Raw genomic sequence first — 13,443 nt, 5'->3', positions numbered from 1 at the left:
TTTTTATTCACAATATAACATAAGGCGGGTCATTTCGTCACTCCCCGCACAAGATGACAAAGTGCTCAATAAATAAGACAAACCCCATTGGGCTTGTCTTATTTCCCCATATTGTATTTTTTGTTGAACTGTTCGACTCTCCCGCCTTTTTCGTTGAATTTTTGGCGGCCCGTATAAAACGGATGCGTATCTGAGCTGACTTCCACTTTAATCAGCGGGTATGTTTTTCCGTCTTCCCACTCTGCCGTTTCCTCTGACGTTTTCGTAGAATGGCTTAAAAAGCGGTAGCCGCTGTTCACATCTTGAAAAATCACTTGATGGTTATCCGGATGAATATCTTTTTTCATGATGATCTCCCTTTCTCAAATCGTAATAATTACGTTTTATTCTAAACCTTAAATAGCCGCTTGTCAATCATATATGCCCTGCTCCCTTGATTTCTAAACCCTGCACATATATGGAATCGGAAGAATAATCTAATCGCTTCAGCAAATAATATAATCACATTACATAAAACGGTAATTTAGAAAGGCGGTTTATGATCGTGGATGATTTAGTATTAGCCAGAAGTCTGTTCGGGACAACCATGGGCTTTCATATTATTTTTGCGACGCTTGGTGTCGGCTTGCCTCTGATGATTTTAATGGCTGAATTGATTTATCAAAAAACAAAAGATCCGCATTATGCCATTATGGCGAAAAGGTGGACGAAGGCGCAGGCTGTTCTGCTCGGCGTGGCGATACCGACCGGAACGATCGCGGGTACACAGCTTGCCCTTTTGTGGCCCGGATTCATGGAGGTCATCGGCAGGGTGATGTCACTTCCGTTTCAGATTGAAATTTATGCTTTCTTTATCGAAGCGCTGTTTATGTCCATTTATGTCTACGCCGCTGATCGGCTGACTCCGGCGATGCGCATCATTGCCGTTATTTTCGTTTTGATCGGCGCCGCGGCATCAGCCGTCTTAATCACAAATGTTCACGCATTTGAAGGAACGCCGGCCGGTTTTAAAATTTTAAACGGCAAAATCACTGACGTCGAACCGTGGGCAGCGTTTTTTAATCCAAGCTTTTTCACCACCGCGGGCCATGTCGTACTGACGGCTTTCATGACCGGTGCATTTATCGTCGCGTCAGTTGCTGCTTATAAAATGCTGAGAACGAGAAAACAGGAGCAGGTATACCGCTTTCACCGAAAAGCGCTGCTGCTCGCCTTAACGATCGGCGGGATATTCTCCATTCTTGCCTCTTTAAACGGTCACGAGTCAGCCCAGCTTCTTTACGAATACCAGCCTGAGAAGCTTGCGGGCGCAGAAGGGCTGTTTGAAACTAGATCACACGCTCCGCTTGCGATCGGGGGTTTTACTGATGCAAAAGAAGAAAAAGTAAAATGGGCGATAGAAGTGCCGTGGGCTTTAAGCTTTTTGGCCGCAAACAGCTTTGATACCGTCGTCAAAGGATTGAACGCGTTTCCGAAAGACGAGTGGCCGCCTTTATTCATCCATACACTGTTTAACGGAATGGTCGGCATCGGGATGCTGCTCATTTTGTACTCCATCATCGGCATCGTGTGGAGAAAAATTTTAAAGAAAGACAGCTTTCCGACTTGGCTTTTGATTTTATTTTTAACCGCAGGACCGCTCAGTCTGATCGGAATTGAATTCGGGTGGATATTCGCTTGTACGGGGCGGCAGCCATGGGTGATTTACCATCTCCTGAAAACGTCTGATGTCGTCACGACAACCGGTTCAATCGGTTTGCTGTTCATCCTGTTTACGGTCGTTTACGCCATTTTGGCAGCCGCAGTCATTTATGTGCTGCTTTATTATTTCCGCAAACATCCTGTTGAGGAGGATGTAAAAGCGGCGGAATCCTAACAATAGAAAGGGCTGAATTGAAATGGACATTACCATGGATGCTCTCATTGCGATATCAATCGTATGGGGCTTCGTGTTTATCTACGCGGTCATGGCAACGATGGACTTCGGAGCCGGCTTTTGGTCGATGATTTATTTAAATAGAGAACAAACAAAGGCGACAAATATCGCTAATCGTTATTTGTCCCCGACCTGGGAAGTGACCAACGTCTTTATCGTCGCGATCGTTGTCGCCCTATTCAGCTTCTTTCCAGGGGCAACCTTCGTGCTGGGAACCGTTTTATTGATCCCGGGAAGTATTATTTTGCTGCTCTTAGCCATCCGCAGCGGCTTTCTCGTCTTCTCCAATACGGCGAAGGAAAGAAAAATCATGAGATATATCTCCGGAATTTCAGGCTTCATTATTCCCGCTGTGCTGATTTTGGTCCTTCCGGTCACACACGGAGGGTTTATTGAGAAGACGGGCGGAGTGTATCAACTGAATTTGGCAAATGTCTTTACAAGCCTTAATGCGTATGCGTTTATCGGATTTGCCATTTTAAGCACTTTATTTTTATCTTCACTGCTTCTGGCCGATTTTTCAAATGTTGCGGAAGAGGAGCATGCGTACCGCATCTACAGACGGAGCTCTTTAATAACAGGGCCGCTGTCGCTTCTGTTTGCCTTCTTCATTATGCTGACATTACGCTCTGAAGCCGGCTGGCTGTACACGGGCATGATGAAAGACAAGACATGGCTCATTCTGTCTGTCATTACATTTATCATTGCCGGCGTGGCTCTGTTTTTGCCGAATAAGCACTTCGGCCGCAACCTCGGCAAACCGAGAATCGCCATGATCGCCATTGCGCTCCAATACTTTCTGGCAAGCTATGCATACGGACGGGCTCATCTTCCTTATATGATTTATCCGGATATTACGGTCATGTCAGGATTTACGGAGCCGGCAACCTTCAGGGCGCTGTTTATGACGTATATCGTCGCTTTCATCATTTTGTTCCCCGGGTTTTATTTCTTCTGGAAGCTCTTTATGAAAGACAGACGTTATATCCGCCAGGAGGAATAACAAAAATCAGGGCGGCTCATACTAAAGGCGTACCTTTTATCTTGGAGGGGAGCCAGCATGGACCAAAAAATTCTGTGTGAAGTCAATAACTGTTCATATTGGGGCAGAGGAAACAAATGCACGGCCGACGCTATTTATGTGGTCAGCCATACAGGCGAAACCGCTGAAAAAAGTGAAGAAACGGATTGCAAAACCTTTGAACCGCATGATTTATAAAAGAAAAGAGCTGTTTTATACAGCTCTTTTTCATTTCCGCCGCAAGCATCCCTGAACCGGAGAAAACCGCGCGGATGAGAAGCATGGCAGAAAGGCGGTTCGGCGGCAAATATAGGCGGCGGCATGCGATACAATCAGTATTGCATTCATGACAAGCACAGAATTTTTTATCAAGATGTACATGTTTGCCCCAGCCGGAAAGCAGCACCTGCGATGTAAAGCCGACACTGTTTGAAGAATAAAAAAATCATCGCATTCGCCTATTAAAAAAACCGGCTGATACAGCCGGTTCAAACGGGGGAAGGGGTGATAATGAACAGTTTCAATATAACAGCAGCATACAGGCAGCTCAACTCGCTGAAATGTCTTTTTATCAGTTGTTTGTCGTAAAAACGTCCATTTGGGTGACGTATTTTCTCATTATTTCCTGATTGACTTCAACACCCAGTCCGGGACCGTCCGGGACAGAGATGAATCCCTCTTCGATACGGATGTCGGGAGTGACAATATCCTCCTCCCAGTATCGGTCTGATGAGGAAATATCACCCGGTATTGTAAATTGCGGCAGCGAAGCAAGCGCGACTGTCTGCGCTCTCGAAATGCCGGTTTCAAACATTCCGCCGCACCAAACCGGCATGTGATGCTCTCTGCATAAGTCATGTATTTTTAAAGCCTCTGTCAGGCCTCCTACACGCGCCGGTTTTATGTTAATGATTTTACAGCTCCCAAGCTCAATCGCCCGCCTTGCATCATCATATGAGCATATGCTTTCATCAAGGCATACCGCGGTTCTTAAGTGTTTCTGCAGGTGGCGGTGATCGACAATATCATCTGCCTGAAGCGGCTGTTCTATCATCATGAGCTGGAATTCATCCAACTCTTTCAGCCTGCTGATGTCTTTCAGTTCATAAGCCGAGTTGGCATCCGCCATCAGCGGCACGTTCGGAAAACGGCTGCGGATGGCTCTGACCAGATCAACGTCATGGCCGGGCTGAATTTTTATTTTTATACGTTGATAACCTTCTTTTACGTATTGCTCAATTTCCCGAAGCATCTCATCAGCCGAAGCCAGACCCACCGCCACGCCGGCGGGCACTTTATCTCTTTTGCCCCCTAAGGCTTCTGCGAGAGATATCCCCTTTTTCTTGGCATATAGATCCCACACGGCTGATTCAAGCCCCGCTTTTGCCATGCGGTTTCCTTTGAAACGCGCGAGACTGTCAGGCACTTCTGACGGATGGAAAAACTCGCGGCCTACGACATTTGGGATAAAAAAATCTCTCAGCATATGCGCGCATGTCTGAATCGTTTCTTCTGTATACCACGGAGAAGAAAACGCCGATACCTCCCCCCAGCCGGTTCTCCCGGTTTCATCGATCGCTTCCACGATCAAAAATTTACGGTCCTGCAGCGTTTCAATACTTGTTTTAAACGGTTTTTTCAGCCTCATACTTACATGATAAAGGGTGATTTTTTCAATCTTAATCATGACAATTCTCCTTTACGAAGCTCATTCAGCCGATGCCTCATCAGTTTATTGGACGCATTCCGCGGGAGCTCGTCAACCGTGAAAAAAGCAGCCGGTATTTTATATTTTGCAAGCCGCTCACGGCAAAAAGCGGTCAGCTCCTCAGAACTGACAGAAGAAGTCAGCACGAGAAAAGCATGCGGCACTTTCCCCCACTTCGGATCTTCGGCTCCCGAAACACCGGCCTCCGCTACAGCCGGATGGGCAAGCAGCGCCGCTTCCACTTCTGCCGGGTAGATGTTCTCTCCGCCTGAAATGATGAGGTCCGACCGCCTGTCCAGCACGTATAAAAACCCTTCATCATCCAAATAGCCAAGATCGCCCGTTTTAAACCATCCATTATGAAAAGCGGCCTGGTTCGCGTCGTCACGATGATAATACCCTTTCATTACATTCGGGCCTTTCACCGTAATTTCACCATGTTCAAACGGCGCACAAGGGTTTCCGTCTTTTTCAATTCTAATTTCGCATGAAAACAGCGGTTTACCGGCCGAGCCGAGCTTGTCCATACTGAATTCCGGAGAAAGCGTGACAATCTGTGAGCAGGTTTCAGTCAAGCCGTAAGATTGGAATACCGGAAATTTTTTCCTGCGGCATTCTTCAAGGAGCGGCAGCGGTGCCGGACCCCCGCCAAGCAGAATGCAGCGCAGTGATTCAGGACATTGTTCAGTTTCCGCAAGCAGGCCCGAGAGCATGGTCTGCACCGCTGAAATGATCGTGACCTGATGGGAGCTGATGCTGTCCAGCACATCAGTGACAGAAAATTTTTGATGAAGCACGACAGGCATGCCGTAAATGACCGACTTAAACAGCGCAGACAGACCGCTGATATGAAACAGCGGCAGCGCAATAAGCCAGCGGTCCCGCTCCGTGACCCCCAGATTCAGCGCAGACGATACAGCGCTGGAATAATGATTACCGAAAGTCTGCTGCACCCCCTTCGGCCTTCCTGTTGTTCCTGACGTATACATAAGAGTCGCCGTATCATCAAGCGTTACATAAGCTTCCGGCTCCATGTCACCCGCCTCTTCAGCCTGCAGCTCGTCCACATCTGCGGTGGCGACCGCAGATTCATATTCTTCGCGGCAAAAACCGTCCTCCGTTAATAAAAGCTTTGCCTGTGAATCTTCGAGCTGAAACAACCGTTCCTGTTTTGAGAGCTTCGTATTCAACAGCACAGCTTCCGCCCCTAATAAGAAGCAGGCGTGAACGGCATAAACCATTTCCGGTCTGTTAGAAAGCAAAATCGCGGCGCGGTCTCCTTTTTTAAGCGAACAGTATTTGGACAGCCGCGCGGCCATTTGTTTAGAAGCATGATATAATTCTCTGAATGTCATCTGTTTGTTTTCAAATATGAGAGCGATTCTCTCCGGTGTCAGCTGAGCCCTTTGAATGAGCCAATTCGGCTGTTCTGTCAGCATGTTATCATCTCCGAGGTAAAAGTACTGTTTTTGAAAAGAAAACAGCTTGGACCAGAGCGGCTCAAGCTGTTTCGTAGTGTCATCTGATCACGGAAAACGAGGGAATTGACCGAAATCGGGACTGCGTTTCTCTTTAAAGGAATCACGGCCTTCTTTCGCTTCGTCAGTCGTGTAATAAAGAAGCGTTGCATCTCCTGCAAATTGCTGAATTCCGGCGAGGCCGTCTGTATCAGCGTTAAATGCCGCTTTAAGGAAACGAAGGGCTGTAGGGCTTTTCTCAAGCATTTCTTCACACCATTTAATTGTTTCCTCTTCAAGTTTCTCTAATGGGACAACCGTATTGACAAGCCCCATGTCGAGCGCTTCCTGCGCGTTGTATTGACGGCACAGGTACCAGATTTCACGGGCTTTCTTATGTCCGACGATACGCGCCAGGTAACCTGAGCCGTAACCGGCATCAAAGCTTCCCACTTTCGGGCCGGTTTGACCGAAAATCGCGTTATCGGCCGCAATCGTTAAATCACAGACGATATGAAGCACATGGCCTCCGCCGATGGCATAGCCTGATACCATCGCCACGACCGGTTTAGGAATCACGCGGATCAAACGCTGAAGATCAAGCACATTCAGACGCGGGATCTGATCGTCTCCGACATATCCGCCGTGACCGCGGACTTTTTGGTCTCCGCCTGAACAGAATGCTTTATCTCCCGCTCCCGCAAGAACGATGACACCAATATTGGAGTCATCACGCGCACAAGCAAACGCGTCAATCATTTCTGATACCGTCTTAGGAGTAAATGCGTTATGTACCTCCGGGCGGTTAATTGTTATTTTTGCAATACCGTTATACGTCTCGTACAGGATTTCATCGTACTGACGTTCACTTTTCCATTCTGCAGCCATTGATATGACCTCCTTCATTTTTGCCTGAGTCCGGCCGAAAAGCTATTTTCTTTATGCTTTACAAGCCGTATAAAAACTCACTTACTATCTTACCAAAAATTCGCGGCTGTTCCACATGTACCGTGTGCCCCGCCTGTTTGACAACCTCTATTTTACTTGATGGGAGCAGGTTATGCACCTTTTGATTAATAGCGCAAAACTTTTCATCCCATTCACCGCATATGAGCAGGACGGGCGCCTTGATGCGGTGTAATGCCTCCCACCAGGAAGGTTGTGAGCCCGTCCCCATTCCGAGCAGGCTTCCTGCAAGTCCGGACGGATTATTCTTCAGCCTGCCGGCACGGATGGACGCCTTTACGCTGTCCGGCAGAGAGAGCTGCGTGGCAAACAACGGAATGCTCTCCCAATAATCAACAAACGATGTTATACCTTCCCGCAATATAAAGTCAGCAAGCTTCCGGTCTGACTGAATCCGCTTTTTGCGTTCCTGAAGCGTGCTGAGGCCCGGGGTTGTACTTTCCAAAACAAGCGCTGATACCCGATGCGGAAATGCCTGTGCGAAGGAATACGCAAGTCTTCCCCCCATAGAATAACCAATAAGTTTCACTTTGTGAAGTTTTAATTGATCAAAAACGGCGGCAAGGTCCGCAACCTGCCGGCTCGCACTATACCTTGCCGCTTGCACAGGCGCGTCTGTCTCCCCGTGACCCAGGCAGTCAATCATCACCATTCGCTCGCCGGGAAACATGCCGCGTAAAAACATCCATGATTCTTTGCTGCCCGTAAATCCATGCAGACAAACAATAGCTTCAGACGATTCGTGTCCGCTATCAGCAGCACGATAGCATACGCCGTCGGCCGTTTTAACTGTTACAGTTTCCATTCTTTTTTCACTTCCCGCACTGCGGCCTGCAGCAGATCGCGATGGAATTGAACTCTTGATGTCCGATCTGTTTTCAGCTCGATTATATGAAGTCCGGGCTTGTCCGCCTGCGGCTGATACGCATCCTTAAATGCTTCCCATGTCTCCGGACAAGTATACGTCCCGCCGTACAGTGCGGCGGCATGCCGGAAATCAAGACCCGTCGGCGTACCGAACAGTTCTTCAAAATGAGTCTTATCAGATGCCTGCGGCAAAAACGAGAAAATCCCGCCGCCATCATTGTTTATTAAAATAACCGTAAGCGGAATTCCAAGTTTTTTAGCCGCTAACAGCCCGTTTAAATCATGGTAAAACGATAAATCTCCAATGACAAGCGTGACAGGAGCTTTTGTACCTTCACACAGCCCCATAGCCGAGGAGACAACTCCGTCAATGCCGTTAGCGCCGCGGTTGGCATAGACACGGAAGGAACGATCTTGTTTTTCAAAGAAAGTATCCACGTCGCGGATCGGCATGCTGTTGCCGACAAAAATCGAACTGCCTTCAGGGACAAGGTGCTGAAGCTGACGATATACATTTCCTTCAAATGATAAATCATCCATGCTCGCGGCCTGTAAATGACTCCGGAACCGGTCATTGACAAACTGCCATTTCTCAAGCCATCCGGACGGCCGTTTTCCGGTTTCAGCTGAACGGACCGCTTCCAAAAACACAGACGGATGGCAATGAATCATATGCGCGCCGGCCTGGGTGGGATCTCTCCATCCTCCGTCTTCATCGACGATAAACTGCTCAATGGCAGGATCGTCTCTGAGCCATAAAAAGAGCGGTTTGGAAACCGGCATCGGACCGAAGCGGATCACAGCGTCAGGGCGCAGCGCCTCTTTTATTTCTTCATCTTTTAAGAACGAGTCATAAGCATCAATAATCAGCGTCTTATCATGCTCCCCGTTTCGGAGGTTTGAAAGCGGATCAGCCAAAATCGGGAACTGAAGCATCTCGGCAAGCGCGATGATTTGCTGCTTTTCTGCTTCACCGTGAATTTCGCCGCAGACGATCATACCTCTTTCGGTACCCGCGAGACGCTCTGTAATATGACAGAGCGCGTCTTGATCAGCTGACTGAATCCCTGTTGTGACTGAGACATGCTTCCCCTTTCTCATTCTTTCAAAAGGTCCGGCTGATAAATCCGGCATCAAAGGCTCTCTGAGCGGCACATTGATATGGACTGGCCCCATCGGGCGCTTCCCGGCTTCACTTACGGCTCTGCCGGCCAATGTTCTGATATAGCTCAGCATTTGAGGATTTTCCTCAGGCAGAGCCGAGTCTGTGAAAAACTTAACAAAGTTACCGAACAGAAAATGCTGGTTAATCGCCTGAGGCGCCCCCACTTCCCTCAATTCATGAGGCCGGTCAGCAGTCAGGACAATAAGAGGCACTCTTGAATAATGAGCTTCAATCACGGCCGGATAGAAGTTAGCCGCTGCCGTTCCTGACGTACAAATCAGCATGACCGGACGCTGGCGGGCTTTTGCAAGACCGAGTGCGAAAAAACCTGCGGATCGTTCATCAATCTGTATATGGACTTGAATATCCGGGTGGGCCGCCGCCAAAACCGCCAGGGGAGTTGACCTCGATCCCGGGCAAACAACCGCGTCGGTGACACCAGATAGAGCGAATTCATCAATAAAACTTCCGATATAATGTGTAATCGGGTTTGTCAAAGCCTTTCACCTCCTAAAGCAGAGATCATCGGCTTTAGTTTAATTTGTGTTTCTTCATATTCTGATTGCGGATCTGAATCTTCAACAATACCGCAGCCTGCGAAAAGCCGCGCACTTTTGCCTTCAATCAGCCCTGATCGGATAGCCACGACAAATTCTCCGTTTTCCCTGCCGTCCATCCAGCCGATCGGAGCCGCGTACCATCCGCGTGTCATCGGTTCAATATCAGCGATAACTTCAACAGCTTTCTGCTGGGGAGCTCCGCCCAATGCCGGAGTGGGATGCAGCTTTTCAATTAAATCAAACAGCGAAGCGGACGTTTTAAGATGGCCTGTGATCGGCGTATATAGATGCTGAACACTTTTTGTTTTATATAATTGCGGACCTGCAGGCTTTTTCACATCGCTGCAGCTCGCCAAGAAAGAATCGTGTATCATCTGAACCACAAAATCATGTTCCGCAAGATTTTTTTCGTCATGCAGCAGCTCTTTGCCGAGACGGTCATCTTCTTGTTGATTTTCTCCGCGCTTAATTGAACCTGCCAGACAGGTGGACATAACGTCTTTGCCGGATTTTTTGATCAGCCGTTCCGGTGATGCGCCGACAAAGCATTTATCTCCCTGCTCAATCGCAAAAACATAGCTTGTCGTTTGGTCCGTCAAAAGCTTGCGGACAACGCTCTCCGCCGGAATAGGCCCATCATATGACAAAACGACTTCCCTTGCCAGCACGACTTTATCATATTGATTTGCCTTCATATCATTTGTTGCTGTTTTAATGGCTTCAAGCCAGTTTTCCACATCAAGTTCTTCCGCTTTTGTTAAAACAGGATATTCTTCATACTCAATTGAAGAAACTGCAAAAGCTTCTGAAAAAGATTTCAGACGTTTCAGCGTATCTTCTGCCTGATTACCGTCTGCCGCCCATTGATTGACGGTTAAATAATCACCATCTGCCGTCTTTGTCAGCATGAGTGAGGGGATAAAGAACAGCCCTTCTTCGAACCCGTTCCATTCGTCTCCTCTCTCTTCAGCGGGATTAAATGAAAAACCGCCGAATAAGACAGGGCCGACCGCGGTATGCGCCGCCTCTTCTTCTTCATGAATATGAAAAGCCGTCTTTTTAAAGCGCTCCCATTGTTCAAAAACGTCGTGATAACGTTTTCCATTTTTTTCATTCGATTGGAACAGCGCTTCTGTGCCAAGACCGACTATTGTTAATTCACTACCGGGTTCTGACCAAAAAAATCGTTTGCCTTTATATTTTTTTGCTCCGTCTTTGAAAAATGATAGAGGGTCTAAAGACGCAATACGTCTTGAATAGCTCAATAAGACAGCATGGTTGACTTGTTTGGCTTTATGTAATGCATGATCTGCTTCCTCTCGGAACGTATGCTGCACCGTTGTCACCATGAGACATTCCTCCATAATCCGTTAAATGCTTTTAATACAATACACCTGTGATGAATTTGTGTCAAACACACAGATTTGAGCACGACAAAATGCCCGCATTTCTTATTATAAACCTTTTTGCGCAAATGAATAAAGAAACAAACTTGAATTTTCTTTCCCCACTCTCGGCAATCACTGTATCCTTTTACTTCCCCGTGGGAAAATGACTATTTTTATCCACCATTTTTCTGCGCAAAAACGTTCATACTAACAGTAAGCATCACATAGAAACGAGGGATTGATGTGCTTACAAACGAACAGATCACACACTTAAAAAAAGAATTGGAAGAAGCCAGAGATGATATTTTAAGCCGCTTTAAAGAAAATGATCAATTTCAGTTAACTGATGAATTCCCGTATCAATCATCCGGCGAATTGTCTTCCTATGACAATCATCCCGGCGATCAGGCGACCGAATTATACGAGCGGGAAAAAGACCTGGCTCTGCTCGACCATGAACGGGAGCACCTTCGCGATATTGATTACTCTCTGAAACAAATTGAAAACGGCACATACGGCACATGTGAAGTCAGCGGCAAGGACATTCCTTATGACAGACTCGAAGCTCTGCCGACGGCTACGACATTGGCGGAATATTCCTCGCAGGATGCCGTTTCCAAAGACAGGCCGATTGAAGAGGAAACACCGTTCGGACAGTTTGAATTTGATGATGATGAATCAATCCGGGCGGCTTACGATAGTGAAGATGCTTATCAGGATGTTGAGGAATACGGAAACTCAGAAACGCCTCAGGATTTAGAAGATCCGCCGCTCAGCTATGGGGATATGACAATGAACTCAGAAGAAAACATCGGCTATGCTGAGGATTATGAAAACTTTATCGCGACAGATATTACCGGAAAAAACATTTCCGTGTATCCAAGCAAAGCACACGAAAAATATGAGCAGGAACTGGACGAAGAAGGAATTATGACGACCTTTGGCGATCTTCATGCTGATTAAAACCCCGGCCTGCCGGGGTTTTTGAATACAAATAATTGGTTTGCTGCATTTTCACACTGAAAACTCATACACTTAATGGTGCATGGATCTTTAAAAGGTTTGATCTTTCCAAAAGAGGGAACTAACGTATTGACATTGAATGGCGGAGGGAACAAATGAAAAAGAAGTATATCGGTGCAATTATTGTATTTATCATTACATATGTCTTGTTTTCTTTAGCAGGGTTTCTCTTTCCCATCGACCGGGAATGGTACGACGCGCTGCAAAAACCTGACTGGACGCCGAGCGGATCAGTGATCGGCATCATATGGGCGGTTTTGTTTGCGCTTATTTCGCTCTCAGCAGCCTTGATATACGCAAAGTTTTCATGTAAAGAATCCAAAGCTTTTTGGGTGATGCTTCTCATCAATTATATCGTGAATCAAGGATTCAGCTATTTTCAATTCACACAGAAAAATTTGCTTGCTGCATCTATCGATTGCCTGCTTGTGGCTGTGACAACACTCATTCTGTTGCTCATTGCCGGTAAATACAGTAAAGCTTCAGCCTGGCTTCTGGTTCCTTATTTATTATGGAGCGCTTTTGCCACATACCTGTCTTTTACCATTTACGCTATGAACGTATAATAAAAAACCTTGCATACTATGCAAGGTTTTTTTAATGACCCGTACGGGATTCGAACCCGTGTTACCGCCGTGAAAGGGCGGTGTCTTAACCGCTTGACCAACGGGCCTTATGGCGGAGAAGGAGGGATTTGAACCCTCGCGCCGCTTACACGACCTACACCCTTAGCAGGGGCGCCTCTTCAGCCACTTGAGTACTTCTCCATATGGCTCCACAGGCAGGATTCGAACCTGCGACCGATCGGTTAACAGCCGATAGCTCTACCACTGAGCTACTGTGGAAAAATCATCATGGTGGGCCTGAGTGGACTCGAACCACCGACCTCACGCTTATCAGGCGTGCGCTCTAACCAGCTGAGCTACAGGCCCATGACAATATAAAAATGGAGCGGGTGATGGGAATCGAACCCACGACATCAGCTTGGAAGGCTGAGGTTTTACCACTAAACTACACCCGCATGTTGTTTGGGGCGATTGATGGGAATCGAACCCACGAGTGCCAGAGCCACAATCTGGTGCGTTAACCACTTCGCCACAACCGCCAAAACAATATTAAATTAAATGGTGGCTCGGGACGGAATCGAACCGCCGACACACGGATTTTCAGTCCGTTGCTCTACCAACTGAGCTACCGAGCCTTTTTATAAATGGCGGTCCGGACGGGACTCGAACCCGCGACCTCCTGCGTGACAGGCAGGCATTCTAACCAACTGAACTACCGGACCATTTTTTGGTTGCGGGGGCAGGATTTGAACCTGCGACCTTCGGGTTATGAGCCCGACGAGCTAC

At 47.4% G+C, this 13,443-nt stretch carries 12 protein-coding genes and 8 tRNA genes; 5 read left to right on the top strand and 15 right to left on the bottom strand.

Annotation, left to right across the window (positions count from 1 at the left end; all coding sequences use genetic code 11):
- Window positions 1–98: 98 nt before the first annotated feature.
- Window positions 99–347 carry a type B 50S ribosomal protein L31 gene (locus tag ACWJJ4_RS05195; protein WP_003152229.1) on the bottom strand — a complete coding sequence of 83 codons (249 nt, stop codon included), beginning with the start codon at window positions 345–347 and terminating at the stop codon, window positions 99–101.
- Between the two features lie 197 nt (window positions 348–544).
- Between ACWJJ4_RS05195 and ACWJJ4_RS05190 the strand changes: the two genes are divergently transcribed.
- The 3 genes from ACWJJ4_RS05190 to ACWJJ4_RS05180 are packed head-to-tail and all read left to right on the top strand — an operon-like array spanning window position 545 to window position 3,155.
- A complete protein-coding gene (locus tag ACWJJ4_RS05190; protein ID WP_015418060.1) occupies window positions 545–1,876 on the top strand; it encodes a cytochrome ubiquinol oxidase subunit I in 1,332 nt (443 codons plus the stop codon).
- A gap of 22 nt (window positions 1,877–1,898) precedes the next feature.
- On the top strand, window positions 1,899–2,939 hold the full coding sequence (locus ACWJJ4_RS05185) for a cytochrome d ubiquinol oxidase subunit II (RefSeq protein ID WP_146277391.1): 1,041 nt from the start codon (window positions 1,899–1,901) through the stop codon (window positions 2,937–2,939).
- Window positions 2,940–2,996: 57 nt separating this feature from the next.
- Window positions 2,997–3,155 carry a DUF1540 domain-containing protein gene (locus ACWJJ4_RS05180; RefSeq protein ID WP_454021486.1) on the top strand — a complete coding sequence of 53 codons (159 nt, stop codon included), beginning with the start codon at window positions 2,997–2,999 and terminating at the stop codon, window positions 3,153–3,155.
- 373 nt (window positions 3,156–3,528) lie between these two features.
- Here ACWJJ4_RS05180 and menC read toward each other — a convergent pair whose 3' ends face one another.
- From menC to ACWJJ4_RS05150, 6 genes are all read right to left on the bottom strand, one after another.
- Window positions 3,529–4,644: an o-succinylbenzoate synthase gene (gene menC / locus ACWJJ4_RS05175; RefSeq protein ID WP_003152223.1), complete on the bottom strand. Its 1,116-nt coding sequence runs from the start codon at window positions 4,642–4,644 to the stop codon at window positions 3,529–3,531.
- Window positions 4,641–6,104 carry an o-succinylbenzoate--CoA ligase gene (locus tag ACWJJ4_RS05170; protein WP_454021485.1) on the bottom strand — a complete coding sequence of 488 codons (1,464 nt, stop codon included), beginning with the start codon at window positions 6,102–6,104 and terminating at the stop codon, window positions 4,641–4,643. Before ACWJJ4_RS05170 ends, menC begins: the two co-directional genes overlap by 4 nt.
- An 87-nt stretch (window positions 6,105–6,191) precedes the next feature.
- Window positions 6,192–7,010, bottom strand: coding sequence for a 1,4-dihydroxy-2-naphthoyl-CoA synthase (gene menB, locus ACWJJ4_RS05165; RefSeq protein WP_003152221.1), 819 nt, complete (start codon window positions 7,008–7,010; stop codon window positions 6,192–6,194).
- 58 nt (window positions 7,011–7,068) lie between these two features.
- A complete protein-coding gene (gene menH, locus ACWJJ4_RS05160; protein ID WP_070082250.1) occupies window positions 7,069–7,893 on the bottom strand; it encodes a 2-succinyl-6-hydroxy-2,4-cyclohexadiene-1-carboxylate synthase in 825 nt (274 codons plus the stop codon).
- The gene (menD, locus tag ACWJJ4_RS05155) at window positions 7,881–9,617 is read right to left on the bottom strand and encodes a 2-succinyl-5-enolpyruvyl-6-hydroxy-3-cyclohexene-1-carboxylic-acid synthase (RefSeq protein WP_454021484.1); all 1,737 of its coding nucleotides are present in this window, start codon (window positions 9,615–9,617) and stop codon (window positions 7,881–7,883) included. The genes menH and menD overlap by 13 nt, the downstream gene beginning before the upstream one ends.
- Window positions 9,614–11,029: an isochorismate synthase gene (locus tag ACWJJ4_RS05150; protein WP_454021483.1), complete on the bottom strand. Its 1,416-nt coding sequence runs from the start codon at window positions 11,027–11,029 to the stop codon at window positions 9,614–9,616. The genes menD and ACWJJ4_RS05150 overlap by 4 nt, the downstream gene beginning before the upstream one ends.
- A gap of 282 nt (window positions 11,030–11,311) precedes the next feature.
- Here ACWJJ4_RS05150 and ACWJJ4_RS05145 point away from each other — a divergent pair, with 282 nt between their 5' ends.
- Entirely contained in the window at window positions 11,312–12,031 is a 720-nt protein-coding gene (locus ACWJJ4_RS05145) for a TraR/DksA C4-type zinc finger protein (protein WP_003152213.1), read from the top strand.
- Window positions 12,032–12,186: 155 nt separating this feature from the next.
- Complete coding sequence (locus ACWJJ4_RS05140) at window positions 12,187–12,657, top strand: TspO/MBR family protein (protein ID WP_070082254.1); 471 nt, start codon at window positions 12,187–12,189, stop codon at window positions 12,655–12,657.
- Between the two features lie 35 nt (window positions 12,658–12,692).
- Here the strand turns inward: ACWJJ4_RS05140 and ACWJJ4_RS05135 are convergent.
- The 8 genes from ACWJJ4_RS05135 to ACWJJ4_RS05100 form a co-directional block, all read right to left on the bottom strand.
- Window positions 12,693–12,764, bottom strand: a tRNA-Glu gene (locus ACWJJ4_RS05135).
- A 3-nt stretch (window positions 12,765–12,767) separates the two neighbouring features.
- A tRNA-Ser gene (locus ACWJJ4_RS05130) sits at window positions 12,768–12,858 on the bottom strand.
- Window positions 12,859–12,861: 3 nt separating this feature from the next.
- A tRNA-Asn gene (locus tag ACWJJ4_RS05125) sits at window positions 12,862–12,936 on the bottom strand.
- 10 nt (window positions 12,937–12,946) lie between these two features.
- Window positions 12,947–13,023, bottom strand: a tRNA-Ile gene (locus ACWJJ4_RS05120).
- A 15-nt stretch (window positions 13,024–13,038) separates the two neighbouring features.
- Window positions 13,039–13,112, bottom strand: a tRNA-Gly gene (locus ACWJJ4_RS05115).
- A gap of 8 nt (window positions 13,113–13,120) precedes the next feature.
- A tRNA-His gene (locus ACWJJ4_RS05110) sits at window positions 13,121–13,196 on the bottom strand.
- Between the two features lie 20 nt (window positions 13,197–13,216).
- A tRNA-Phe gene (locus tag ACWJJ4_RS05105) sits at window positions 13,217–13,292 on the bottom strand.
- A 10-nt stretch (window positions 13,293–13,302) separates the two neighbouring features.
- Window positions 13,303–13,379: transfer RNA gene (locus ACWJJ4_RS05100), tRNA-Asp, on the bottom strand.
- Window positions 13,380–13,443: the final 64 nt, after the last annotated feature.

The sequence above is a fragment of the Bacillus sp. JK62 genome, assembly GCF_053663455.1.
This window is presented reverse-complemented; position numbering and strand designations above follow the sequence as displayed.